This is a genomic window from Marinobacter sp. CH_CUG1437-1, assembly GCF_037029655.1.
Taxonomy (GTDB): domain Bacteria; phylum Pseudomonadota; class Gammaproteobacteria; order Pseudomonadales; family Oleiphilaceae; genus Marinobacter; species Marinobacter salsuginis.
In genome coordinates, this window is record NZ_JAYMEW010000003.1 from 13,129 (window position 1) to 38,923 (window position 25,795).

Sequence of the window (25,795 nt, forward strand, 5' to 3'; positions counted from 1 at the left end):
CTTTTTTGCAGTTGCCAGCACTGCGTCCGTGATTTGGTTCGGTGCCATGATGGCTGCCATCGCACTGCATCTTGCCCGTAACGGTCTGCAGGGGCCCATGATCTGAACAGGTTCCAAACCTACGTCGGGAATAAATTCCGGCCCGGCAACGCCCTTGGCCCCTGAGTTCTTATCCGACCGGCTCGATCTTGGCATCGCGTTGCCACAGCATGGAGGCGGTCGGCTTTCATTCAGCGTTCGGGGCTTTCAGCATGCATCCAACCATCGGCCAATACGTTCTATCCTTCATCGCTGTTGCCGGAACGGCAATCGGTATCAGCTTGTCTGCCAATGCGGCTGAATCCACCCGCTTCGAGCGCGGGGCCAAGGTTTACAGCCAGCAGTGTGCGGCCTGCCATCAGGCACAGGGCCAGGGCATACCGGGCTCGTTTCCGCCCCAGAAAAACCACACCGCTGAACTGTACAACGCCACCGACGGCATTGGTGGCCGCCAGTATCTTGGCCACGTGCTGCAATACGGTTTGACGGGGTCCATCGAAGTGGGGGGCACGGCGTACAACGGCAACATGCCCGCCTGGGGCGGTGCCCTCACGAACCAGCAGATCGCGGATGTGCTGAACTACGTGTTGACAGCCTTTGGTAACGAGCAGCGTCTTGCGGGAGAGTTTCAGCCCTACACCGCTGAGGAGATCAAGGCGATTGCGGGCCAGAACCTGTCCGGCAAGGACGTGTACCAGTTGCGACAGGCGGTGCTGGGTCAGTCAGTAGCGCCATCCCGGGAAGGTCCAACCGCCCGGTCGGCCCCAGAGCTGAGCCTGGAGAACGCCATCCGCGATCCGCTTTATGTGGCCGTCCAGAACAGCGGTATTGTAAGAGCCTTACCGTCAAAACAGGCCTGGCCTGGCGTGGCAGGGGCGCACTACGATGCTCTGAGCCCGGATGGCTCTCGCCTGATGGTGTCTGGTTTTAAAACCGGTAATGTCTATGTTCTGGATACGGCCAATGGCGACGTCATGGCCAGTGTGGCGATAGGCGAGGTGGCCCAGGGCGTCAAGATCTCACCGGATGGCCGCTATGGCCTTGCGGTTGCGCCGACCCAGGGCGACGTTGCAGTGATCGACATGAACACCCTCGAACTGGTGAAGATAATTCCGGTGGGCAAGGTACCCCACAATCTCATCTACAGCGCCGACGGCAAATTTGCCTACGTCACTTTGCAGGGCGAAGGCGCTCTGGCAGTCGTGAACATGCAAACCCTGGAAAAACAGCATCAGATTCCGACGCCGGGGCTTGAGACGCCTCACAACGTTGACATCAGCGCCAACGGCCAACGGCTGTGGCTGCGCGACTTTACGGGCAACGTGGGCGTGATGGACCTGGCCAGTGAAACCATGCTGAAAACCTTCAAGGTGGGCAGTGGGCATGGCGGCATCGACGTGGTGCCCGGCGGGAAATACATCGCGACCGGGGCGATTTCCGCGTCCGCCGTGACCCTGATCGACCCCGAAAGCCTGGAAATTGTCAAGAACGTCGATGTGGGCGTCGGCCCCCATGGCGTTCGCGCCAGCCGTGACGGCCGGTTCATATACGCCTCTGTCACGGCGGATAACCAGATTGCCGTGATTGACAGCCAATCCTTGAAGGTCGTTCGCCGGCAACCCGTGGACGGCAAGTTCCCGTTCTGGATTGCGGTTCCCGGCAACCCGTAAAAAAATGTGGCGACAGGGAATAAACTGAACACAGGCGACGTCTTTGGTTAACAAGTCCACCGATTCCAAACGGGCACACAAAATGCGCAGCACCGGAAGCAAGCAGCAGTTTGACACCCTAGTACGCCCCTGGCGTTACCGGCTGTACGGTGTTGCGCAACGCCAGTCCGCCTCGACTGAAATAGCGGAAGACTATACTCAGGAAACCCTGCTTCGGGCCTGGCGGGATTTTGGCCAGTTGGACGACCAGGTAGCAATCTATGCCTGGCTGCTCAGAATTCTCAACCGTGTGGTTGCCGATGGCTACCGCCGGGACAATCGGCGGCGGCAACTGGCCCCGGTACTCACAACCGAAGACGCCGTGCTGAGCGAACACCCCTGCGCCGCTCCCGGCCCGTTCGAGCAGGCACTGAAACATCAGACCGATGCGCAGGTGATGGCCGCCGTTCGCGACCTGCCGGACAACTTCCGGCAGGTGGTTCTGTTGAGGGACTTTGAAGATCTGAGCTATCAGGACATTGCGCAGATTCTGGACCTGGCGCCAGGCACGGTGATGAGCCGCCTGTCACGAGGCCGTCGCCTGCTGGCCGAGCGATTGATCAAGGTGGCATCCGACAATCCGGCTGCCAGTGACAACACGCACACAAGGGTGACCCCCCATGAGTGATAAGCCCTCTATCACCCCCTCTTCGGAATCCCATCAGTGGTCTGACCTGCACCACCAGATTCAGGACTGGCTGGCGGGCTATGCCGATGGCGAGCTGGATGAGCATCACATCACTCTGGTTGAAGCTCACCTTGCTGGCTGTGAGGCCTGCCGACACGATGCCGAACGCCAGCGGATGCTTTCTGAACGACTACAAGAGATACCCGCGCCCAGATTGTCCCCCGCATTTGCCAAGCGCCTCGACGATACCCTTGCCAGCGTCCAGACCAGCGACAGGCGCCCGGTCGGTCAGAAGCCTCTGGAAGGCCTGAAACACTGGTTGACCCGCCTGAGCCCATCGGCTGTCATCGGAGGCGGCGGCTGGGCGGTGGCCATGGTGCTGGCGGCGATGCTTCTGGTACCCAGCCTGACGCCCGAAGATCCCAATCAGATGGCGGTGGCCAGTCAGATTCCCATGGTCAACGACGTGCTGGCCGATTATCAGCGGGTGGTGGGCAACGATCTGCGCACGCCGTCTGACGACGCCGACCTGTCGCCGCCCATGCAGTGGGCCAATGGCCGCGTTCTGGCCCGTTGGACAACCAGAGTAGGTGGCGAGCCCGCCGAGGCCTACGCCGTGCGGCTGGGCAACAGCCTGATCGTTCAGTACCAAATATCGGAGCGCGTGTTTTTCCGGAATCCGGACGTGCGACAGGCCGTGGCCCGTGCCGGTGATTTTCGAACCCGTGACAACGAGCTGGAAGTTATTGGGTTGCCGATGCGGGCATCGGGCTTACTGGTTGTGGCGCCATCGGGCAATGTGCCACCCATCGACAAGTCAGCGATGAGTGCTTCCTGAACCGACCTCGGTGGTTATTTTCTAATCAATCCCTACACTTAACTCATGCATTCGCAATCAGCCCAACAACAAAACCGGAACCAGTCCGGAGTGATCAACAATGAGGGAAATACCATGTCGATCAATGATTCGCCCGCCATTGCCTCCCAGTCTCCGGCAGAGTCAATCCAAATGAGCCGTCGGCGCCTTTTATTGGGCTCCGCCGGTGCCATGGCGTCCGTCAGTCTGCTGGGGCTCAGCCCGCTGGCCAAAGCCGCAGAGCCCAAAACGCTGCCGGACTACGTTCGCTGGAAAAACGCCAATGACGTCATCGTTCACAGTGCCAACACCATCGAAACCGAACGGGGAGCGATTGGCAGTGGTGTGGTCACTGACAGTGACAAATTGTACGTGCGCAACAATCTGCCAGCCCCGAATGCCGATATCGTTGCTGACCGCGATGCCTGGAAAGTGACTTTTGAAGGCGTGAATGGCCCCCAGTCCCTGACCCTTGGCGACCTTAAAAAAATCGGCGTGGAAACTGTGACCACGGTGCTTCAGTGTTCAGGAAACGGGCGGGCCTACTATCAGCACGGGCCGGGGGGCACCCAGTGGGGCACAGGTGCGGCCGGTTGCCTGATCTGGACCGGTGTGCCATTACGGGAGGTTGTCGCAAAACTGGGCGGCGTGAAACCCGGGATGAATTACATCACCAGCACGGGCGGCGAGAGCCTGCCTGCCGGGCTGGACCCGAAAACCATTATGGTGGAACGGTCCATTCCCCTGAAGGCTCTGGATCAGGCCCTGCTGGCCTGGGACATGAATGATGAGCCCATGCCCCTGGCCCACGGCGGCCCTTTGCGCATGGTTGTGCCCGGCTATTTCGGGGTCAACAACGTGAAATACGTGGATCGGGTGGCGTTCACCGAGGGCCAGTCGGACGCCAAGATTCAGGCCTCCGGCTATCGCATTCGTCCCATTGGCGAGAAAGGAGCACCCGATCAGCCGTCCATGTGGGAGATGCCGGTCAAATCCTGGGTTACCGCCCCCCTGACCACCGCCAGCCAGGGCAAAAACCTGGTGTACGGCGTTGCCTTCGGCGGCATGAATGCTGTCAGCAAGGTGGAGGTGTCAGCCGACGGTGGCGAAACCTGGAAGACCGCCCGCTTCCTTGGGCCCGACATGGGGCGTTATGCCTGGCGGCCGTTTGTGGTGTCGATGGATCTGAGCGCCGGCGATCACCGGATTGTCAGCCGCGCAACCGACACCGAGGGCAATACCCAGCCGCCCACACGCACGGAAAACGAGCGCGGATACGGCAACACCAGTTGGAAAGACCATGGCGTGACCGTCACCGTTTCATAAATGCATGAACCTTGTGGCGGTTCGCCCGCCGGGCCGCCCGTTTCTTTGACCGAACCAGGATTTTCCATGTCACTACGTACACTGTTATTCGCTGTACTTGTCTCTGCGTCTGCCACCGTGATGGCGGATGAACAACTCGAACTGGGCAAGAAGGTGTTCACCGAGCAGGCTCAACCCTCCTGCACCATCTGTCACGCACTGAACGATGCAGGATCGGTTGGCGAAATTGGCCCCAATCTGGACGAGCTCAAACCCTCTGCGGAGCAGGTCCGCAATGCGGTAAAGAGTGGCGTGGGGATCATGCCAGCGTTCGGTGATTCGCTGTCGGAGCAACAGATCGAGGCCGTTGCTCACTACGTTGAATCCGTAACCGGGAAATAAACGCAGGAGGGACCGCCGTGCCGGTCCCGGAGTTCACCCAACCCTGCTGAGTTGCCTAGACCTTGTGCACCTCGTAATAGCGCATCATGCCATTGTCCTCGTGCTCCATATTGTGACAATGGTAAGGATAGAGTCCCGGGAAGTCGGTGAAGGTCAGCGCAATCCGGACCCTCTCTCCGGGCAGCACCAGCACGGTGTCGTGCAGCCCTGAATCCACGATGCCGGCCGCCAACTGCCCGGCAGCTAGTGCATCGGCGTAGCGTCGGCTTAGCACCCTGAACTGCAATCCACGGACATGCATGGGATTCGGTATCATGGTGTTGTTGAAGAACTCACAAACCTCGCTTTCGCCCAACAAAACAACTTCGCCATCGGCCACCGTCGCACCTTCAAACTGACGACCTTTGATGGTAAAGCCTTGCATCAATTTCATGCCAAGCCGGAACAATCGGGGGGGCTGTGATCGTGTCCGGGCGTGGCAGGTCGGCCAGTTCATTGCTCAGCCGTTCAGGGTGTGTGGATATTTACCCCATGTCAAAGCCTAAGTTTGGGATTTGACATTTCCTTGATAAATCCTTCAACAAACCTTGACCCACCATCCAGTCTGGACTTCCCCCACTAAACACGACAACCCCGAGCCTCAAACGGAGGCAAATTGGGCGGCATTGAAGGCCATTCCGAATGTTCGCTTTGCGACCAAACCTAAAATTACTGATCGATTTTGTTTGCTCAAATATAGCAGGGTAGGTGTGCCACAGAGATGGTGGGCCGGAAACCGTCCAAAGATCACGTTAATGGGTGGTGATATATCCGCCTACAATGACTGGGCACTGCCAAGGCGCCATTTGGGCACAGGCGCAATAATCGAGAAAAATTCCTATTTTTAATCTTGCTGTGCGATGGTCACTGATGGCATAGGAGGTTTTCAAATTGCTCAGCTGAGAGTGATTTAGGCTAGGGGGTTATTGTGATGATAACTCGCTGATTTGCCGAGTTAATGGCCCGCCCGTCAGAATTCGAACCTGAGACCTTCGCCTCCGGCGTGTCGTAGATCCGCTCAAAGAGGTCGATCGGTGGGAAATGGCAGGAGGTGATGTGGTGTGCCCGCCACTCGGGAAGGACCAGTTACGGGGTAGGCCTCACGTCCAACCCCGTTTCGCATCGAAGTAACGTCTGGCCTGCATCAGATGCTTCATCGAACCCCGGGCCATGAAGTCCAGGGCGGATGACCCAGAGAAAGGGACTTCACTGGTTGGCAGCCGAACCCGGCGATTGGCACGCTCCGCCGATGGGTACATCACTCTCAGTGACTTGTAGATCCCCATGATGTAGCTGATGCGCTCCAACGTGTCCCGAGAGAGCTGGATGTGGGGGAGCTTCTGGTACTTGGAAAGCGTGGTCCTGGAGAAACCGCCGAGCATTTGCGTCATCTCTTCTTGGGAGCAACCCCACTCATGGCAGATGTTGAAGAAGCCTTTGAGGGCAACATGCCCGCGCAGAGCCTCGGCATCGGAGGTTTCGGGTTGTCTCTCGTTCTGTTGGGCCATTGGGAAAGTACCCTCATATGACTTCGAATAAACATTTTAGAAAAGATTTGCCCATATGTGCACATTTTTAAGTGCGGTCCCAGTCCGAAAACACGCTCTTTCGGGTCGTCTGAAGCAGCAATTAGAGCCGGATTTTTCTGACAATGAGCGGTACTGTAACGGGGTCATGCATAGCTGGTACCTAGGCTAGGAGTGTCGACTGCACTGGGGCAGGTCCATGGCTCATCCGCTACCGCCCAATTTTCTCTGTCAACTCTTTTAGTTGATCCTGCACCTTTCGTAGCTGACGAGTAATTTCATCTCTTTCATCATGAGCGTCCTGAGCCTGTTTGGCGTTTTGTTCCTCGCTCATTACTTCCAGAATGGCACCGATCATCATGTTCAGGAATACAAATGCAGTTAAGAAGATAAACGTCAAATAATAGATCCAGCTCAGCGGATAGAATTCCATCGTCTGATACATTATATCTGTCCAATCCTCAAAGGTTGCCACCCGGAAGAGCGTGAGCATCGCAATGGATAAATCACCCCAGAGAAACTCGTCCACGTTAGCGAAGAGCATCGAGCCCATTGCGGCATAGATGTAAAATATGATGAACATCAGCAGGGCGATGTATCCCATGCGGGGAATAGCTTTGAGCAGTGAATTAATCAAAAATCTTAGTTCCGGGACGACAGAGACTAGCCGCAACACTCGGAATATTCGGAGTAGTCTCCCTAGCAGAATCGCTTCTGAGTTATCCAAGGGGACGAGGCTACCAATGACCACGAGAGTGTCGAAAATATTCCAGCCATCGAGAAAGAAACGACGTTTTACTGGGCAGGCGGAAAATCGGAACAAAATTTCTAACAAAAAAAATACTGTGATTGCATTGTCAAAAAACGTCAACGATTTCTCGAATATCGGAGGTAGGTCGTAGGTTTTAGCGCCAATAGTTAGAGCCGATAGCACAATGATTGCGATAACTACGCCCTGAAAAATTGGGCTCGCCTCAATGCTTCGCAACTTGGAAAAAACAAGAGACTGAGAGTATGCATTTGATTCCATTTGATTAATTCTCTTCGGAAATGCAGGAGGTCTGTGATTCTACTCGCACTTCATCGTCTTTCGCGGCTTTGCGGCGCCGTGGCTCGCAGACCCTTAGATCCGGCAATATGGGAATTGACCGCCACGTGCAAAAGAACTTTCTACAAAATTGCCTAAACAGTACTTTGTTCAAGGTATTGCAATGTGCCAATGGCCGATATCAACTCGTTCAGCCATTACTCATTATTGCTCAGGCAATCCCTAGTTTCTTTTTTATCGGGAGAGGAAGCTCGTCATATATTTCATTCAGCGGCTCTTCGAGCCGCATTTTCAGCTCATCATAACGATGTTCGGCTAACCGGACTCGTTCAATCAAATCCTCTTTCTTGCTCCGATGCATTCCGCCTGGCGTAGGACTGTGAGCCCGTTTCAGCTTTTCGTTTTTTGCCTTTTCCAGTTCTGAGTTAACTGCCTCAATGTACTGTGCTAGATCGCCTGAAAAACTTGAGGTGTTCATCAGGGCGGATCGATTCATTCCCAGCGTCCTTGCTACCTCAGAACCTTTAATTTGATAGTGTTTCTTAATTGAGAAATCGGTGCTTGTTCGGTGGCGTCTTATAAAGAGTTCCTTTTCGCGTCTTAACTCCTCAACACATTTCCATGCCGCCCCGCTGGCGTTTTTTTCCGATACCCAGCTAGGGGGATTTTCCCCTGTTTCTTTAGCTGCTTTCTCTAAACGATCTTTCAGATACCCCATTACCATCATGCAGCCCCCAATCGATAGTTCTCTAGGGCGGTCTCCAATTCCGGGAGTGCTTCGTGTGTTGCGTTTAGTGTTCGGAGATGGCGTGCAGTATTGCTAACCAGTTCGTAGGAGGAGTGCTTGAAAATACCCGGTACAACAGGGTCATTGAGGGCCTCGACATGGTGAATAATTGTAAGCAACATCCACTCTACATTCTGGGTCTGCATGAAATTGTGAAGGCATCCGAGGCATAATTCTGGCGACGCATTGTGGCGCATCGGTTCGCCACCTTCAGCGCATTTGGCTTTGTGGCGCGTCCGGCGCATCAGAAGGCAGTAGCCCCAAGGATTAGCTTTAATGTTTTCGATTTCCTTTGTCGCCAATTGGTCTGCGAGCTCCATTTGCTGCTCGGAACTTAGTACCTGGGTTGAACGTGATAGTCGCCGAAGCAGCTTGTTCATCTGACCAGCGTATCCCTCTCCGTGGTGTTGGATGTAGTTTCTTACTAACGAGTGGATTACCCTGAGTTTTGCACGCTGATGGCCTGCGCGGTTGTCCTTGTTGCGGATATAGGAGAGCCACATGGTGCGACTAATGTGCTTAAACTGGGAGCGAATCATCCAGCCGGCATCCCCATCAAAACGCCGATAAATAGCCTCAGCCCACATATGCCGAAACGCATGAGGGCTCGGATACAGCGCCTCAGCCAATAGCTCGTTCATCAGCACTCTTCCAACTACTGCATTGGATTTGCATTCTTTGTCGCTTAATGAGGACAGCCAGGTCTTGGTTTCATCGGAGAGTTGAGTATCAAGAAGTGCAGCCCAATCGGAGCGCAATACGCCGTGCCGATATTGTAATACCCAATCGCTAGCTTCACTGTTCTTGGTCCATGCAAACGAGAGCATTGGCCATTGTTCGCGAACCTGTCTCCGGGCCTCCTGTAAATTTTCGTCTACGGTGAAACTGTTCCACTCCGCGGCGCCTTTAATTTTAAGAAGGCGCTCTCGTTCCTGATGTTGTGCCATTGTAAGAACGTTGCCCGAGGCTTCGATTTGGGTCAGTGTTTGCCATGATTTCCAGTCGTCGATCTCCTCGAAACCTGGATACTTAAAAACAAAATGAGGCCACAGTGCCGTAACAGCGATATTAACCGCTATACTGGAATCGAATTGATTTCTCTTCGAAGATTTCGTTGAATACAGACATGGTTGATTTTCCCCCGTGCAGTTAAGGCGCTTTAGTCGTTCAATAATTGTAATCGTGCTGAAAGTCACCTCACGTAATTCACGGACTTGCCCATTGGTTTTGTGCACATACCAATCGATCTGGTATCGGTGAGGAAAGGCGTACTCATCAAGTTTGTCTTTGTTGTGAGTTTGCTGAATCGCCGTAAAAGGGAAACCGAACTCGCTTTTCCGCCACCCTGTTAATGCCGCAACGTTGGTTAATCCGGCCTTTGCGACTCGGTTAATAAATTGTCCCAGCAGGCCTCGTTTATTTGCTTTAGTTTCGTGTACAGCTCCCTCCGGTTGAAGGTCAAAAGACTTAAAAAATGCAACTGTGGGCGAAAAATTGGGCATGTCATCGCATCGCTGTTTGACTTCGTTCAATGCCTCTAAAAAAGAAGACCACGACACGTCTTCGTGACATCCGTGAAGGAGGCGCTGCGTTTCTTTCTGGTCACGAGTCTGAAGCCAGTTCCAAATCACAACTCGCAAGCGGTCTACGTTGTCTGGAGACGCGGCCAATCGAAATTTGAATGCGATTTCTCTCAATATATCCTCTTCCAAGAGCTTACATTCAAAGCGAGTCTGCCGATGGAGAGACCAGAAATGTTTGAGCACGACTGGCTGGATGCGGCGGATATATCTCGGACTTAGCGAAGAAAATTCCTCAGGGGAATTGCCTTCGAGAATCCGGGGTAGAATGGCTTTCAGTGTTTGAGGTTTGATCTTGAGTTTTTTGGCAATTTTCGGCAATTCTTGTTGTGTTTGTCGCAGCGCTATAGCGAGTGGAGCATGTTCTTCGAAAAAGTTCAGACAGTGCTCCACGTAATAGCGACCGTGATCCAGCGTAAGTAGGTTAAAGCTTTTCCCTTGCCTCCAGTCTTGGTAAGTGAGCTCGCCGTCTGCTATTTCGGGAATAAGTGTTTTTAAGGTAGCGCTAACCTGCGCTTCTGAGATTTTTCGGCTGATTAAGGGTAACCCCATTTCCTCACAAACTGTTTTCAGGTTTTGCAAGGTTGGCCTCTGGAGTGTCAGCTTGCCCTTTAATACTCTTGATGGAACTGGACCTTCGCGAGACCAAGTATGAGTCAAAACAAATTTTATGAGGTTTGGAAGGTTTTCACGGGTGATGACATCGGCATTATGTTCTGCCATGGCCCACATCCAGAGCATGAGGTTTCGGAAAATAAGGGGGTAAGTCGAAATTGTTAAATGTTCGGCGAGTAATGTCCAAAGACCTTTGACCAACAATACTGAGTTGACACCCCTCAAATGTTTCCACTCCGGATAGGCACGGGAAAGAGCCAAAGTCTCGTTAAAGTTTATGTTGTGAAGGTATTTGTTGTGGTCAATGAACGACCACGAATCGTCCACGAGAGAGTTATTATGGTTTCCAGGCAGCGCGCTCAAACGTGCGTCGAGTTCTCTACCATCAAGCCGGAACGATTCGTCTCGAGCAGTCAGAGTTGTCATTCTTGAGTCTCTAGAAAGTGATCAAACATGGGGGGGAGGTGGGGCTTAAGGTTGCGATACTGTTCTCGTGCGGCGCTTTCGGATCTCATCTTCTGCAATGTGCGAGTCATCCACTCCAACTGAACCAGCAGGGTTCGCTCTACCCAGTCTGGCCGAACAGTAAGCAGTTGCTTATATTTATTCTCGGCTTGGTCGATTGCATGTATGAACATTAGAGCCTGTTCGACAGTGTCAGGCACAATTATCAGACCGTCCGTTTCGTGTTGCTTTGAAGGAGGGTAGAGCGTTTGAACCTGAGCATTATCAGATCCTGTGGCATCAATTACTCGGCTGCGCAGCTCCAAATCTTTCAGGGCATTCGCCATCGAACTGACTGATGGCTGGTAAACGACATTTTCAAGATCATTGAGTATAAGGCGTGTGATTCGCCCTGCACGGTTTACAAAATCCTTATTTGCGTCGGTCAAGTAAGAATGTTTTTCTGTCCGAGACGTATGTGAGTGGTGATTGATAAGGTCTCCCTCACGGTATTGATCCGACCCAGCGTGAACCGCAGTAGTTTTTATATGAGTCAGACTGAATAAGACTGTGGGTAGGGGTCTAGAAACGGAATTTCTATAGTTTTCCAAGGTTCCATTACTTTTTCCTGTATTGGAATGCCAAGTCTCACTTCCTTCCTTTAGCGCCAAAACAGCATCCAAAAATATTGTTGGGGTGCCGACGGCTTTGGTTGCGTTAGCGATTCGGGATTGGAGTTGTGGTAATTGCCATAGGTTCCATAGCAATATCATATCTGTGTGCCTGGAGATGCTATTGGGGTTTTCAGTGATGTTGGGCATTGGTTTCTGTCTGGAGACATCGAAACTAAAAAGCCTCCCAGCATATGGCAGTCCATTGATGTAAGCATACTGTGCTTTGGTCCAGCAATCTGAGGCCATTAGCATGGCTGGTTCACGTGAAGATCCCGCTCGTCCTTTATAGTAGCGGCATTGCATTGCAATTAGGCGGCCAGAAGAATTGTGTTCGTAGGCGTAATCAGTGGTTTTGAGTTTATTGATATCGGTGGGTTGCACTGTTTCGCAGGCTACTAGCCAGGCCATTAGACACTCCTCCAAGGGAGAGTACGAATGCTGGTACTCAGGGTGAAAAAGAGCAGGAGGCTGCCATGGTCGCGTGGGCTTTCCGTCGACATACGGCTTCCTCCTCAGTCCTCCAAGTCCTTCTCTCGCGATGAGTAGTTTGATTTGGGCTTGCTTGTCGGGCCTAGTGAAGTCGAGTAACAGCAGACGTGTTAAATCATCCGCCGGCTCACCATGTGCTTCGAAAGCGCCACAGCGCTGGAGTACGTTGATATTCCAACTCTCAAACCAACTATTTTGGGAGAGTTGTGGTTCGGTCATGCCCAGAGCCTGTTTTTGCCAACGTGCTCGTACTTCGAGCAGGTAAGATAGTGTCGCCGCCACTGTGACGCGAAAGCTTGTTAATAGCCGACTGGGACTCTCCAGTGACAAATATTTATGCTCACCGAGAATCGATCTTAACCAGGGCAAAGCGAGCCAGTCTGTAAGCGTGTAAGGCTCTGGATTTGCGTTTCTGGCTGCTTTTGACAGTCTTAAAAGCGTCGTCATGAAGGAGTATTCTTCCTCAGTCAGAGACTTGCTTCCGAGACCGGCTTTGAAAGCGGGAATAAGAGATTTAATTGGAGAACTCTTACAACCTTCGTCGTTCATCTTTGATGATTCGTCGTCTTTGAGGCATTGGTAGCGTCTGACCTCAAAAGTTTCGTGTTCAGTGTTGTTCAGCCAATTTACAAAGCCTTTGAAAGTTTCAAAACGGTCTATCTGGGATCTCTCAGAGAGGTTTCTAAACCACGATGTTTGAGAAGATGCGTAAAAAGTCTTGAATATGGCTCGGTGATATTGATTGTCGTGTTCCAACTCGATCGTTACAGTTGCACCAGATCGCCTTTTGAAAGCAATTCGGGTTGAGCTGATGCCAGCTGATGCCACTAATTTGGGCAAGGTCTGATCAAAAGCCCTGCTCATTTCGTCGTCATAGGAAGATTCCTTAACCGTGTCGTTAACTTCGGTCAAAAGATCCCCTCCATTTCTTGCATCTGTATGCGCATCCGTATGTACCGAGTCGTCACCTCTGGCGCATGACCGTTTTTGGTTATGGAGTGCCCAAGCCGCTGTGCAACGACAATAAGTGCTGCCGATTCGGAGCGTGTCTCTCTGCCTTCTGGGCCTGTGACTTCCTCATGAAACAGCTCAGTAGCAAATGTATGACGCAGATCATGAAACGAAAATTCAGGTTTGAGACCCGCCGCTTTTGCTCTTTTCCTGAAAACATTTGTGGCGTGGCTCTTGCTGATTTCCTTGCCAAGGCCACCTTGGTCGGTTCGGAGAAAAAAACTTTCATGATTGCTTGCACTAGCATCAATCAGCCATTGTCGCTCTGTCTCGTAGTATCGCTGCATATCGCGAAGAAGTTCACGATCAAAATAGATCCATCGCGACTTACCTGTTTTGGTATATCTGCCCTCTAACCAGAATTTGAACAGCTCGACGTTTTCAAAATCTTTATTGTTAAGTTGGAGAAATAGTTTTTGCAGAGCAGGTATGCGAAGACCTGGTAGCTCGGAGGTCCGCAGGCCAACCTCGAATCCCATTCGCATCATCAGTTTTTCAGCTAAAGTGCGGCAATGTCCAATCAATGCGCTGCGTGAGTGCCGAGGTATGTATTGGATGTAATGCTGTTTGGTACTGCTTTCGGCCATTGCCTGCCTCGTGCGTCTAGAGATTTCCAATCTCAAACGAGGCGTAAATTCCATGTAGTGGAGAAAGTTGTAGTAAGCGATAAGCGCTGATCGATGGGTGGCAAGCGATGAAGGTGACTTCAGTCGGCGAGCGAGGACTGCATTCAAATAGTGATTCACGAATCTTTCACTGCAGGATGTTGACGCATGCATACCGGGCGTTTGGTCTTCCAAGCGACATTCCTCCAGGTAGCTTAGAAATTTTGCGAGAGCATATACATAGGCACGAATCGTCGAATCAGATATCGTCCTCTCAATCAATTCAACTTTTTCTCCACCATTTCTCTGCGTTGCTCCACTCGAGAAAAGTCGGGCTTCGAAAACAGTGTTGAATCGGGCAAGAAATGTAGTAAACAAAAGTGGCGCCAACGGTGGCTTCCAGCGTTCGTTATAGATCACCCAGTATGGCTCCAGCGAGTAGCCGTCATATGTTCTGTTTGCAAACTTTTCTACTTGGATGAGCACAACATAATCCAATAATTTAGTTATCATTAGTATAATCAGATTAAATGGATAAAGAACAACACTTTCTTAGACTGTTTTGTGATCTCGAAAACATCACGTCCGTCCAGTCCTCGAAGGTGGCCACCCGGAACAGCGTCAGCATGGCTATGGCCACGTCGCCCCACAGTTCCTCGTCCACGCTGGCGAAGAACATGGAACCCATGGCCGCGTATATGTAGAAGATGATGAACATCAGCAGGGCGATATAGCCCATGCGCGGGATCGCTTTTAACAGCGAGTTGATCAGGAACCTGAGTTCGGGCACCACCGACACCAGGCGCAACACCCGGAACACCCTCAGCAGGCGCCCCAGCAACACCGCTTCGGAATTATCGAGCGGAACCAGGCTACCGATGACCACCAGGGTGTCGAACAGGTTCCAGCCGTCGAACAGAAAGCGTTTTTTGTTGGCACACACACCGAAACGGAACAGGATTTCCACCAGGAAGAAGAGGGTGATGGCGTTGTCCATCACGATGAGCGACTTCTCCACCAGGGGCGGCAGATCATAGGTTTTGGCGCCAATGGTCAGCGCCGACAAAATGATGATGGTAATGACGGCGCCCTGGAAAACCTTGCTGGATTCAATACGGCGGAGTCTCTCGAAACCGGAGGCGGGGCTTAATTGGGACGACATGGCAGACGGCGGCTCCAGATAATTCGGGGAAGGCCGAATTCTAAAGGGCCGGGATTGAATTGGATAGCCTGAAGGATGGTAGTGCCTCCCTGAGGGGGAAGCGGCAATATGTAATAAGTCTGAGTTATTCAGCTTGATCAGAAATATTCATTCGTGCGATCCGGAAACCCTTCCCATAATCAGGTCACCGAAAATAAAACCAAAAAGCGAGTGACATTCCATGGAAGACAGACCGGAGTTAGCCGGCTGGCGCTGGGGGCCGTTTACCTTCCGCGTGCCGTTTTACCACACGCGCCTGTGCTGGTCCGAGTTCCTACAGGGGCTGTTTGTTTCTGCCGCCACAGGCCTGGCATTGATACCGGTGATGACCGCCTTCTTTGGCCTGAGTTTTGAAGAAGCCGTCGCACTGTCCATGGTTCACGCCTCCCTGATCGCCTCGGCGGTGATCGTCTTTGGTGAGCCTTACGCGGGAGGCTGGATTACTCCGGCCTTGCCCCTGATTCTGGCGTTTGTCATAGGGGGTTATGAGGACCCGGTAAGCCGGTTCCAGGCAATGACCGCGCTGAGCCTGGTATTTGCCACCCTTGTGCTGTTTCTGGGAATAACCGGCCTGGGCCGGCGTTTCGTGATCTGGTTGCCAGACACACTCAAGGCGGGCATTATCCTGGGCGCCTCGATTGCAGCACTCAAGCGGGTGTTTGTCGACGATGCTGAACGTTTTCTCCTTGAGCAACCCATTGCGACGGGGCTTGCCTGCGCCATTTGCCTGATCTTCACCTTCTCGATTCCGATGCAGAAGCTCAAGGAGCGCAGCCGGTTCTTCTTCATGCTGGGAGCCCTTGGCCTGCTACCGGGCTTTCTGGCTGCAGCCATTGTCGGGCCGTTAGTCGGTGAGGTGAACTTCGATATCCAGTGGGGAATCCTGGTGCCACCGCTGGGCGAAGCCTTGGCGAAGGTTTCGCCTTTGGCGATAGGCTGGCCGTCCCAGGAGATGATTCTCCAGAGTATTCCGCTGGCGCTGATTGCTTACATCATTCTTTTTGGCGATCTGGTCACAGGGAACGAAGTGCTTCGGGACGGTTTGAAGGTGCGCAAGGACGAACACGTGGATATCAACCTCAATCGTACCCACTTCTCCCTCTCGATCCGCAACGCGATCATGGGCATTGTTGCGCCGTTCTTCCCGACCCAGGGAGCGGTCTGGACCGGGGTGCATGTGATCGTTGTGCAGCGCTGGAAGCAGGGGCCGAAGGCCATGAACAGCCTGCACAGCGGCCTGGCTTCCTACTATCTGATGGGCCTGCCGTTCATCTTCTTCCTTCTGCCGTTGCTGACAGGGCTCAAACCGCTGCTGGGCGTCGCTCTGTCGCTGACCCTGGTGCTGACCGGCTTTGCCTGCGCCTACATTGCCATGTCGATTCCAAGGGATAATGCTTCCCGGGGCACGGTGGTTCTGATTGGTGCAGCGCTGGCTTTCTTCGAACCGTGGATGGGGCTGTTGATCGGCGTGGTGGCAACCCTGGCTCTGGTAGGCTGGGACCGGAGCCCGGATCCGATTCCGCACGACGAGTGATTGGTAGGTGGCAGATCCCGGGTCTCAGCCAGCCTGGTTCAGGATGATCTGCCATTCCTCTTCACCGACCGGCATGACGGAAAGCCGGTTACCTTTGCGCACCAGAGGCAGGTTTTCGAGCCCGGCCATGGATTTCAGCTCATCCAGCGGGATCAGCTTTGGCAGCGTGCGGACGTACTTCATGTCTACAGCCTGCCAGCGAGGCTTTTCCTTCGTGCTCTTGGCATCGTGGTAGGGCGATTCCGGGTCAAACTGGGTGGGGTCGGGATAGGCGCTGCGAACAACCATGACGATACCGGCAATTCCGATGTGTTTGCAGCTGGAGTGGTACAGGAAGACTTCGTCGCCTTCTGCCATGCGGGCCAGAAAGTTGCGGGCCTGGTAGTTGCGCACGCCGTCCCACGGGATAATCCCGTTTGGCGCCTTGGCGAAATCCTCGATGCCGCATTCCGCGGGCTCTGATTTAACCAGCCACTTGGCCATTGAGTCCTCCCATCACTGAATTCGCCTGAATTATAAGCCAAAAAAAGCCCCCGGAGAGGGGGCACAGAGGCGCAGGGTCATGCCCGGTCAGGGCTTTTTGCGGTTAAGCGGATAAAACAGCTGTGGCGAGGCCAGTTCCGGGAGGTCGGTTCTTTCCTCGTTTGCGGCCCACTCCACACGCTCGGCAGAGCGGATTGCGTAGTGCATCCAAGCCAGGGCAGCTGCCACGATCACGAACATCAGCATAAAGCAGCTCTGCCAGATGCCTGTAAGGTCGTTCAGGACGCCGAAGGTCAGTGGCAGGATGAACCCTCCAAGCCCGCCAATCATGCCAACCACGCCGCCTACAGCGCCGACGTGCATGGGGTAGTAGACCGGAATGTGCTTGTACACGGCTGCCTTGCCGAGGGACATGAAGAATCCGAGGATAAAGATCAGAGCAACGAACATGGGCAGGTTCATGGCCAGCGTAAAGCGGATATCGCCATCAATGCCCTGGACCACGTAATCGGTGGGCGGATAGCTCAGCAGAAACGTGCACAGAACCGAAGCACCGAAGGTCCAGTACATGACCCGGCGGGCGCCGAAACGGTCTGACATCCAGCCGCCCAGAATCCGGAACAGGGAAGCCGGGATGGTGTAAAGCGCGGCAATGATGCCCGCGGTCTTGATGTCCAGGCCGTATACGCCAATCAGGAAGTGCGGCAGCCAAAGTGCCAAAGCCACAAAGGCGCCGAACACGAAGAAATAATACAGGGCAAAACGCCAGACCCTCAGTTCCCTCAGGGGTTCCATCTGCTCAAGGAAGGTCTTGGACTTGCTGCCGGCCCGCTCTGCGGCCAGGGGATCTTCCTTGGCCAACAGGATGAAGGCAACGCCCATGATTGCCAGTACAGTGGCATAGATCTGTGCCGTGCTTTCCCAGCCGAATGCCACCAGCAGGAAGGGCGCGCCAAAGTTGGTTACTGCCGCCCCCACGTTGCCCGCTCCGAAAATGCCCAGCGCTGTGCCCTGGTGCTCCGGTTCAAACCAGGCCGCCGTGTAGGCCACCCCCACGATGAAAGCCCCGCCTGCCAGGCCCACACCCAGGGCACCGATCAACAGCATGAGGTAGGTCGTAGCGAAGGTGAGCAGATACACGCAGGCGGCAGTGGTCAGCATCAGAATGCCGAATACCCAGCGACCGCCATACCGGTCTGTCCATATGCCGAGGAATAGCCTGCTTACCGAGCCGGTCAGAATTGGCGTCGCCATCAGCAGACCCAACTGGGTATCCGAGAGCCCGAGATCTTCGCTTATGCGAATCCCGATGATGGAGAAAATGGTCCACACCGCAAAGCACAGGGTGAAGGCGAAAGTGGATAAACCCAGCGCTCGATATTGCTCGGGTTTTGACGGGCTAATGGCCATTTTTCCCCTCCTTTCAAATATCCATCGAGTGCTGTCTGAAAGCACCTCTTAAACCATACCAAAAACAGGGTTTTTTCATGCGGGGCATTGGAGGTACCTCCTGCTGGGTGCAGTGGTGGTAGGCAATTTGAGGGTTTTGGCGCGCAGGGGATAGGCCCTTGATTTCTCTCGTGGGGTACGCGTTGAAAGGGTTGATATACGTCAATTATGGGCGCCACCAGAGTGTGGGCTAATGCTGACAGATATCAATGGATGCCTTTTGAAATCGCCTTTGAGAGGGGGGCAAAACGCCCTCGGGAGAACCCAGAAATGAAAATCATGATTGCCTACGACGGATCGCGAAATGCCAGGTTGGCGCTGGCTCAGACCATCACCATGTTTCGCGATCTCAAACCTGTAATCACCCTGGTTGCAGTGGCCGAGAATCCGCGGGACATCACCTCCGGAAACGAAGACCTGTTCCAGGAAGAAGTATCAGAGCTCAAAAAGCACCTGGCTGAGGCCATGGAGTTATGTGACCAGGAACAGATTTCAGCCGAGAACATGCTTCTGGAGGGCGACCCCAGAAAAATGCTGCTGTTCGCCGCGGAAAAGAAGGTCCACCCGGACATGCTGGTTATCGCGCGCCACAGCCATGAGCCCGACGGTGGCTTCATCGCCCGCTCACTGACCTATTTCGTGGACGAACTGGATTACATGACCTTCGGCAGCGTGAGCTCATTCCTTGCCCGCCGCATCCAGTGCCCGCTTCTTATTCTGCCCAGCCGTTGAGTCTGGCCAGCAACCGTTTCTGAATCTGAAAGCCCAGGGAGGCTGACATGAAAGTCGCAGACGTTTTCCACGTCAAGAATCCTGAAGTCAGGGCACTGCACCTGACCTGGATTGCATTCTTTATTACCTTCTATGTGTGGTTCAACATGGCGCCGCTGGCATCGAGCATGCTCAAAAGCGTCAATTGGCTGACCGCCGATGACCTCCGCCTGTTTGCTATCTGCAACGTGGCATTGACCATTCCTGCCCGGATCATCGTGGGCATGGCCCTGGACCGTTTTGGTCCCCGTCGGGTGTTTTCCGTTCTGATGGTCCTGATGTCCATCCCGGCTCTGGTGTTTGCCTTTGGTAATACCATGACGCAACTGCTGGTCAGCCGTCTGGTGCTCAGCTCTATCGGTGCCAGCTTCGTGGTCGGTATCCACATGACCGCCATGTGGTTCAAGCCCAAAGACATCGGTTTTGCCGAGGGCTTCTATGCCGGTTGGGGCAACTTCGGCTCTGCCGCTGCGGCCATTACCCTGCCAACCATCGCGCTGCACATGTATGGCGGTGAGGACGGCTGGCGCTGGGCCATCGCCCAGAGCGCGATCGTGATGGCGGCCTATGGCGTGTATTACTGGTTTGCGATTACCGACGGTCCGGCCGGCACAGTCCACCGTAAGCCCCGCAAGGCCGTAGCGCTGGAAGTCAGCAGCTGGGGCGACATGATCAAGCTTATCCTCTGGACCATTCCCCTGGTGGGCGTGCTGGCGATCCTGGTATGGCGCATCGAGAACATGGGCTATCTGAGCGCCACCGGCGCCGCTATTTGCTACGCGGTTATTGTGGCCATCGTGACCTACCAGATTATCCAGATCCTGCGGGTGAATGTGCCGATCCTGAAAAAAGGCGTGCCCGAAGATGACAAGTACCCGTTCAACAGCGTTGCCGCTCTGAACAGTACCTACTTCGCCAACTTTGGTGCCGAGCTGGCGGTAGTCTCTATGCTGCCGATGTTCTTCGAGGAAACCTGGAGCCTGAGCGCGACCGCTGCCGGCCTTATCGCTGCCTCCTTTGCCTTCGTGAACCTGGTGGCGCGCCCCATGGGTGGCCTGGTATCAGATCGAATGGGTAACCGCCGGTTTGTGATGCTCAGCTACATGTTCGGCATTTCTGTCGGCTTCGCGCTTATGGGGCTGATGAACTCCAACTGGCCGCTGATCATTGCCGTGGGCATTACTGTATTCACGTCCTTCTTCGTGCAGGGGGCAGAAGGCGCCACCTTCGGCATTATCCCCTCCATCAAGCGGCGCCTGACCGGCCAGATTTCCGGCATGGCGGGCGCCTATGGCAACGTGGGTGCGGTGGTTTACCTGACTATCTTCACCTTCGTAACCCCGACCCAGTTCTTCTACATCATTGCCGGCGGTGCGTTTATAAGCTGGTTGCTGTGCATGATGTGGCTGAAAGAGCCGGAAAGCGGGTTCTCCGAGGAATACCACGTGTCTTCTGTGGATCTGCAAATCGAGGAAGAGGAGCGTCGCCGTCAGGCTGCCGCTACCAGCTAATCCGTAGCTGTCAAAGAGAAAGCCGCCGAGGCATTGCCCGGCGGCTTTTTTGCGTTTGCTTGAGCCGTCCCCAATAAGGTTCACGCCCGTCGATCAGAAGTGATCGTAGCTGAATTTCATGTAGGTGATGCCAGGGCTCAGCACCAGGCGCCAGGCCAGTTCTGTATCGTCGCTGCACTCCCAGTCATAAGCTCTTACTGTATCCGTCAGGCAGTCCAACCAGAGATCGTAGAGGTGGGGCTTGATACTCAGGTGGCGGGCACTGTGCAGGCAGGCAATCCGGTGGAGAACATCGTCCACGTTGCCGCTGGCATAAAACGCTACCAGACTGAAAAAGGATTTCTTCAGCATACTCCGCTGAACCGCCATATCGGTATTGCGGAACAATGCTCGCACCTCCGGCGAAGCCATCAGGAACCGGCGGTAGAAGGCTTCAAAGAAGTCCGGGAAGCCGGGGCGGGGCTGAAGCACGCGTTCGTAGCTTGCATCGAAGAGCTCTTCGAAGGACATGGCTGGCTCCCTGGCTTTGTCGGGAATTAATCCAATATCCTGAATCTAGCATTTGCCGGCGTGGGCGTCATTCGGTGCAGATGGGGAGGCAGGGCCCGCTGGAATGCAGACGTAAAAAAAACCGGCGCCTTTGACGGGCACCGGTTGTTAAAAGAGGCTGTTATCAGGGATTCTTGATGTACGCGTTCTTGCGCAGGTAGAACCACCAGTTAACCACCAGGCAGAGTGCATAGAACACCGCAAACCCGTACATGGCCACTTCCGGAGTGCCGGCCTGGATTTCCTGACCCATCACCCGCGGGGCGATAAATGCGCCGTAGGCGGCAACCGCGGAGGTCCAGCCCAGGACCGGGCCCTTCTGCTGCTGGTTGAAGATAAAGCCAATGCTGCGGAAGGTAGAGCCGTTACCGATACCACTGGCCGCGAACATGATGATGAACAGGATCAGGAACGGCGCAAAGTAGGCGTTCGGATCGGTGGAGTTGTAGGCCAGCATCATCACATAACCGGTTGCTACAGAGGCTGCAACCATCACAACCGAGATGATCTGGGTAACAATGGAGCCTCCCACCTTGTCAGAAATCCAGCCGCCCACGGGGCGAATCAGCGCGCCTACAAACGGTCCCATCCAAGCCCAGGTGAGTGCGCTGGGCGCATCCGGGTTCACCACGCGGGTGACCGTGCCATCGGCCGCTACTTCCATCATGTTGCCGAAGATAACGCTGATAGACAGCGGCAGGGCAGCGGAGAAGCCGATGAATGATCCAAAGGTAAGGATGTAGAGGACAGTCATGGACCAGGTGTGCTTGTTGCTGAAGATCGCGAACTGGGCCTGGATGTTGGGCTTGATGTCGCCCGGTATCAGCCGCAGAAGAATCAGCGTGAGTACAATCGTCAGAGGCAGGGCCAGCCACATGTTCAATACACCCAGGGCCCAGACGCCTGCGATAGAGGCGAGAATGCCTACGCCGTAGAGCCCCAGAATCTTGCCAAAGGCCGAAAGCGGTTTACCGGGATTTGGGGTAACCACTTTCAGGTTGTTCATGCCAAACCAGCCGGCAAACGCGAGCGGAATCAGAAAAACGAGCCAGATAAACCCGGCGTTCTGGATCCAGGTATCGGTACCCGCTTCGATTCGGCCAATCAGCGTGCCGCTGGGGCTCTGTAGTTGCATCGGGTCACCGGCCAGGGCGCCGAAGATACCGACAGTCATCACCAGCGGAATGAGCACCTGCATGGTGGTCACGCCGAAGTTACCGAGACCGGCATTCATGCCCAGGCCATAGCCCTGCTTGCTTTTCGGGTAGAAGGTGCTGATGTTGCTCATGGAGCATGCAAAGTTACCGCCACCGATGCCGGAGAGCAGTGCCAGGGCCTGGAAGACAAGAAACGGAGTATCCGGATTCATCAGGGCAATGCCGGTACCGGCAGCAGGAATCATCAGCAGGGCGGTGGTCAGGAACACCGTGTTTCGTCCGCCGGCAATCTTGATCATGAACGAGGCCGGGATCCGCAGAGTTGCCCCAGACAGGCCGGCAATCGCAGACAGGGTAAACAGCTGCTCGATACTGAATGGAAAGCCCAGGTTTTTCATCTGGGTGGTGATCATTCCCCACATCAGCCAGACGGCAAAGCCCATCAGAAGGCTGGGTATGGAAATCCAGAGGTTGCGGGACGCAATGCGCTTGCCTTCCCGTTGCCAGAATTCTTCGCTTTCGACATCCCAGTTTTCGATGTCAGCGTTTGTCCTGTTCTTCGCGCCGATTTGTTCGGCGCTCGCTGTGCTGTTGGCCATGATTTGTGCTCCTCGGTTTACCTGACCCGTGGCCTCAGGTTCGAGGCGTCAGGGCTTTGTGCCATTGTGCAAAGCAGGGCCGGGAGGAATTCTTGATATTTCTCAAGGACAGAATTACGTGATGAGTGACTGGTTTTCAGGAGCCATTGGTGTCCTGTTTTTGCTCTTTAAAAGCTATATAAATCAGTTGGATGCGATGGGGATATTCCGAAGGGGGTAGCCAAGGCGGCCATCAGCGCAGTGGAGGTAGCCAATCATTTCCGGCGGTTCTGGCCGTGTCGGAACAGCAAAGCCACCTGCAGCGCCACAAAACCATAGGTTAAGGACCAGCTCGCCGCTGAGAGCCAGAGAGCAGCCGGTTCAAGAAAGGGCGTTTGCCCTGCATAGAAGCGGGCTATTGCGGCAACGGCCATGCCGGAGGCGATACCCACAACCTGCCAGCCAGGTGGTGTCATTCGTCTGGCTCGCTGCCAGGCCAGGCGCAACATAACGCCGGTGGAAAGTGTGCCGAGGGCGCCAACCGTAGTAAGGTGCATGTAGGGGATTGGGTCGCTTTTGTTCAGAAGGCTGAACCCGCTTGCGACAGCTCCTGAAGCCAGCCACAGGTAGCCAATTGCCAGGGCCAGTAAGTCCGGCCGGTTTCGACAATGCCAGAGTTTCCACCGAACGGTACGAAACACAATCAGAAAGCCCGAAACCAGCAACAGCATCCCCACGGCCGGGGTCGCGATTGGCAGAAAACTGAGCAGCAGTGCCAGCAGCAACGTGGCCAGAAGCGTTCCCTCAACGCGTGGCTGAACCCGGGCCTCAAGGGGAATGCCCCGCTTTTCCAACGTGCCCGCTACGGCCGGGGCGATGATGCGTCCACCGATAAACGTCATCAGAAGCAGCAAACCAACAATGGCGGTTGTCAGTACCTGGCGGCTATCGGGAAATGCCGGTGTGCTTGCGGCCGGTGTGTTGCTGGCGAGCCAGAAAACCGCTGACAACAGGCAAAGAAGCAGAATCAGCGGGCCGGCAACCCGGTTGCGCCACTTTTTGGCTGCCTGAAATCTCGGGACGGCGTGGCGCGCCAGCAAGAGGGCGAAAGCCGGGCTCAAAAGTTGGGCAGCAAGGCTTTCCGGGGCCAGGATCCAGCTCACCCTCGCGAGTAACCAGAGTACGAAGAGTACGGTAAGCACCCGGTACGGTTGAGGACCAAGCGTGTAGCCGGCGACAAGAGCCAGGGCGAAGCCGAATATCAGTTCGTGGCCGTGTCCCGCCCCCAGCAAACCAGGTGGCCAACCTGTCCCGGACAGCACACTGAAAACCGACAGGGGAACAGTCAAGGCGGCGAACAGCGATGCGGCAGGGAAGAATAGCCAGAACGCATGAATGTTCTTTCGTGGCATGCCTGAGTTGTCCGAAGTCATCTCGTATCCTTGACCGTTCGGCGCACCGAAACTATCAGTAAAAATAACGCGGGAAACATTTTAAAGGTGCATCATGAATATTACACAACTTGCCCGTCTACCATTCTCTGGCAATGGCGCCTGGTCAGAGCTTCGGCGCCTTGACCTGTCCATTCCGTTCCTGGCATGGGTGGTGGTCGTGCCCATGTCGTTTCTGCCGCCGGTGCTGCTTTACTTCGCCGGCACGCAGTACGGAGACGCCTTCATGCAAGGGTTCGGAGGCAAAGAGTGGCGGTTTATCACCACTATTTTTTTCCTGGCAGAGTTACTCACGTTCTTCGTGATGGGCTGGCTCATCCACGCCGTCATGGGCAGTCATCAACTGAAAATCAGTTATCAGGATGCCTATTTGCTGGCTGCAATTGCGCCGCTGCCGCTCTGGCTGTCATCACTGGCACTTCTGGTGCCTGCGCTGGCAGTAAGCGTTGTGGCGGTGTTTGCCGCCTTGTTCCTGTCTTGTGCTTTGGTGTACCAGGGCGTTCGCTCATTCTGCGAACGAAGCGATAATGATGTGGTGGTCATGTCCGCCACCTACACCGTTATGTCGGCGTCTTTGCTGGCATGGGGGGTGCTGATGGCGATGGTTTGGGCGTTCTGATCAGACCGTATGGGGCAGGACGCCAAAATAGATGGCACTGAAGTGGCAGGCGCTGCCGCCGATCACGAACAGGTGCCAGATCGCGTGCATATAAGGTATGCGGTCGGCCAGGTAGAAGGCGACACCGGCGGTGTACACAATGCCGCCGGCAATCGTCAGGTTCAGGGCTGTTTCACTCAGGTTGGCCACCAGGTCCGAGGAGGCGAACGTGATCAGCCAGCCCATGGCCACATAGATGCCGACCCTTGCGAGCTTGAAGCGGTTCTTGAAAATCACCTTCAGCACCACGCCAGTGATCGCCAGTGACCAGATCACAGCAAACAGGGTCCAGCCCACCGTTCCACGCATGTTCACAAGCAGAAACGGCGTGTAGGTTCCGGCGATCAGCAGAAAAATGGCGCAATGATCAAGGGTTTTGAATGCCCTTTTCAGTTCTGGCCGCCGGGCACCGTGATACAGGGCGGACGCCAGGTAGAGCAGAATCAGGGAAGCGCCGAAAATACTGAAGCTCACAATTTTCCAGGCATCCCCGACCTGACTGGCGCCCACGATCAGCGCAATCGTGCCAATAACACTCAATATGGCGCCCAGGCCGTGGGTGGCACTGTTCAGCCACTCTTCAATGCGGTGATGGATGTTCTGTGTCGCGGATACAGATGCTGTCACTGAGAGGTCTTCCTTGTAAGCCATGTCCATAAAATACTTGAGCGTACACGTGTACGCAATGGCTGATGG

Annotated in this window: 23 protein-coding genes; 9 read left to right on the forward strand and 14 right to left on the reverse strand. The window is 54.5% G+C overall.

Annotation, left to right across the window (positions count from 1 at the left end):
- Positions 1 to 251: 251 nt before the first annotated feature.
- From WA411_RS08790 to sorU, 5 genes are all read left to right on the forward strand, one after another.
- Positions 252 to 1,709, forward strand: coding sequence for a cytochrome D1 domain-containing protein (locus WA411_RS08790; protein ID WP_291906635.1), 1,458 nt, complete (start codon positions 252 to 254; stop codon positions 1,707 to 1,709).
- A gap of 82 nt (positions 1,710 to 1,791) precedes the next feature.
- Entirely contained in the window at positions 1,792 to 2,376 is a 585-nt protein-coding gene (locus WA411_RS08795) for an RNA polymerase sigma factor (protein WP_141697240.1), read from the forward strand.
- Positions 2,369 to 3,214: an anti-sigma factor family protein gene (locus tag WA411_RS08800; RefSeq protein WP_069184688.1), complete on the forward strand. Its 846-nt coding sequence runs from the start codon at positions 2,369 to 2,371 to the stop codon at positions 3,212 to 3,214. Before WA411_RS08795 ends, WA411_RS08800 begins: the two co-directional genes overlap by 8 nt.
- Before the next feature lie 114 nt (positions 3,215 to 3,328).
- Positions 3,329 to 4,558 (forward strand): SorT family sulfite dehydrogenase catalytic subunit, encoded by a 1,230-nt coding sequence (gene sorT / locus WA411_RS08805; RefSeq protein ID WP_083231865.1) that lies wholly within the window; start codon positions 3,329 to 3,331, stop codon positions 4,556 to 4,558.
- A gap of 66 nt (positions 4,559 to 4,624) precedes the next feature.
- Positions 4,625 to 4,939 carry a SorU family sulfite dehydrogenase c-type cytochrome subunit gene (sorU, locus tag WA411_RS08810; RefSeq protein WP_069184689.1) on the forward strand — a complete coding sequence of 105 codons (315 nt, stop codon included), beginning with the start codon at positions 4,625 to 4,627 and terminating at the stop codon, positions 4,937 to 4,939.
- A 55-nt stretch (positions 4,940 to 4,994) separates the two neighbouring features.
- Here the strand turns inward: sorU and WA411_RS08815 are convergent, their stop codons facing one another.
- The 8 genes from WA411_RS08815 to WA411_RS08850 all read right to left on the reverse strand — a co-directional run bounded on the left by WA411_RS08815 (position 4,995) and on the right by WA411_RS08850 (position 14,919).
- A complete protein-coding gene (locus WA411_RS08815; RefSeq protein ID WP_069184690.1) occupies positions 4,995 to 5,372 on the reverse strand; it encodes a multicopper oxidase domain-containing protein in 378 nt (125 codons plus the stop codon).
- 706 nt (positions 5,373 to 6,078) lie between these two features.
- Positions 6,079 to 6,486 carry an antitoxin Xre-like helix-turn-helix domain-containing protein gene (locus WA411_RS08820; RefSeq protein ID WP_291906627.1) on the reverse strand — a complete coding sequence of 136 codons (408 nt, stop codon included), beginning with the start codon at positions 6,484 to 6,486 and terminating at the stop codon, positions 6,079 to 6,081.
- A 229-nt stretch (positions 6,487 to 6,715) separates the two neighbouring features.
- Positions 6,716 to 7,534 carry an ion transporter gene (locus WA411_RS08825; protein ID WP_291906625.1) on the reverse strand — a complete coding sequence of 273 codons (819 nt, stop codon included), beginning with the start codon at positions 7,532 to 7,534 and terminating at the stop codon, positions 6,716 to 6,718.
- Between the two features lie 229 nt (positions 7,535 to 7,763).
- The gene (locus WA411_RS08830) at positions 7,764 to 8,270 is read right to left on the reverse strand and encodes a hypothetical protein (RefSeq protein ID WP_291906623.1); all 507 of its coding nucleotides are present in this window, start codon (positions 8,268 to 8,270) and stop codon (positions 7,764 to 7,766) included.
- A 5-nt stretch (positions 8,271 to 8,275) separates the two neighbouring features.
- Positions 8,276 to 10,960, reverse strand: a complete 2,685-nt coding sequence (locus WA411_RS08835; protein WP_291906621.1) for a hypothetical protein — start codon at positions 10,958 to 10,960, stop codon at positions 8,276 to 8,278.
- Complete coding sequence (locus tag WA411_RS08840) at positions 10,957 to 13,053, reverse strand: hypothetical protein (RefSeq protein ID WP_291906619.1); 2,097 nt, start codon at positions 13,051 to 13,053, stop codon at positions 10,957 to 10,959. The genes WA411_RS08835 and WA411_RS08840 overlap by 4 nt, the downstream gene beginning before the upstream one ends.
- Positions 13,050 to 14,243, reverse strand: a complete 1,194-nt coding sequence (locus WA411_RS08845) for a tyrosine-type recombinase/integrase (protein WP_291906617.1) — start codon at positions 14,241 to 14,243, stop codon at positions 13,050 to 13,052. Before WA411_RS08845 ends, WA411_RS08840 begins: the two co-directional genes overlap by 4 nt.
- 40 nt (positions 14,244 to 14,283) lie before the next feature.
- Entirely contained in the window at positions 14,284 to 14,919 is a 636-nt protein-coding gene (locus WA411_RS08850; RefSeq protein ID WP_291906615.1) for an ion transporter, read from the reverse strand.
- 220 nt (positions 14,920 to 15,139) lie between these two features.
- On the opposite strand from WA411_RS08850, the gene WA411_RS08855 reads away from it, so the two are divergent.
- Positions 15,140 to 16,492 (forward strand): hypothetical protein, encoded by a 1,353-nt coding sequence (locus WA411_RS08855; RefSeq protein WP_291906613.1) that lies wholly within the window; start codon positions 15,140 to 15,142, stop codon positions 16,490 to 16,492.
- Positions 16,493 to 16,516: 24 nt separating this feature from the next.
- Here the strand turns inward: WA411_RS08855 and WA411_RS08860 are convergent, their stop codons facing one another.
- Both WA411_RS08860 and WA411_RS08865 read right to left on the reverse strand, forming a co-directional pair.
- Positions 16,517 to 16,975 (reverse strand): EVE domain-containing protein, encoded by a 459-nt coding sequence (locus tag WA411_RS08860; RefSeq protein ID WP_291906611.1) that lies wholly within the window; start codon positions 16,973 to 16,975, stop codon positions 16,517 to 16,519.
- A gap of 87 nt (positions 16,976 to 17,062) precedes the next feature.
- Positions 17,063 to 18,385: an MFS transporter gene (locus tag WA411_RS08865; RefSeq protein WP_291906609.1), complete on the reverse strand. Its 1,323-nt coding sequence runs from the start codon at positions 18,383 to 18,385 to the stop codon at positions 17,063 to 17,065.
- A 309-nt stretch (positions 18,386 to 18,694) separates the two neighbouring features.
- On the opposite strand from WA411_RS08865, the gene WA411_RS08870 reads away from it, so the two are divergent.
- Both WA411_RS08870 and WA411_RS08875 read left to right on the forward strand, forming a co-directional pair.
- Complete coding sequence (locus tag WA411_RS08870; protein ID WP_069181828.1) at positions 18,695 to 19,156, forward strand: universal stress protein; 462 nt, start codon at positions 18,695 to 18,697, stop codon at positions 19,154 to 19,156.
- 47 nt (positions 19,157 to 19,203) lie between these two features.
- Positions 19,204 to 20,706 carry an MFS transporter gene (locus WA411_RS08875; protein WP_136631285.1) on the forward strand — a complete coding sequence of 501 codons (1,503 nt, stop codon included), beginning with the start codon at positions 19,204 to 19,206 and terminating at the stop codon, positions 20,704 to 20,706.
- A 93-nt stretch (positions 20,707 to 20,799) separates the two neighbouring features.
- On the opposite strand, the gene WA411_RS08880 is transcribed toward WA411_RS08875, so the two are convergent.
- From WA411_RS08880 to WA411_RS08890, 3 genes are all read right to left on the reverse strand, one after another.
- On the reverse strand, positions 20,800 to 21,216 hold the full coding sequence (locus WA411_RS08880) for a globin (RefSeq protein WP_291906607.1): 417 nt from the start codon (positions 21,214 to 21,216) through the stop codon (positions 20,800 to 20,802).
- Between the two features lie 163 nt (positions 21,217 to 21,379).
- Positions 21,380 to 23,011 carry an antiporter gene (locus WA411_RS08885; RefSeq protein ID WP_291906605.1) on the reverse strand — a complete coding sequence of 544 codons (1,632 nt, stop codon included), beginning with the start codon at positions 23,009 to 23,011 and terminating at the stop codon, positions 21,380 to 21,382.
- 254 nt (positions 23,012 to 23,265) lie between these two features.
- Positions 23,266 to 24,402: an NnrS family protein gene (locus tag WA411_RS08890; protein WP_291906604.1), complete on the reverse strand. Its 1,137-nt coding sequence runs from the start codon at positions 24,400 to 24,402 to the stop codon at positions 23,266 to 23,268.
- Between the two features lie 94 nt (positions 24,403 to 24,496).
- On the opposite strand from WA411_RS08890, the gene WA411_RS08895 reads away from it, so the two are divergent.
- Positions 24,497 to 25,060 carry a Yip1 family protein gene (locus WA411_RS08895; protein ID WP_291906602.1) on the forward strand — a complete coding sequence of 188 codons (564 nt, stop codon included), beginning with the start codon at positions 24,497 to 24,499 and terminating at the stop codon, positions 25,058 to 25,060.
- On the opposite strand, the gene trhA is transcribed toward WA411_RS08895, so the two are convergent.
- Complete coding sequence (trhA, locus tag WA411_RS08900; protein WP_291906600.1) at positions 25,061 to 25,750, reverse strand: PAQR family membrane homeostasis protein TrhA; 690 nt, start codon at positions 25,748 to 25,750, stop codon at positions 25,061 to 25,063.
- Between the last annotated feature and the right edge of the window lie 45 nt (positions 25,751 to 25,795).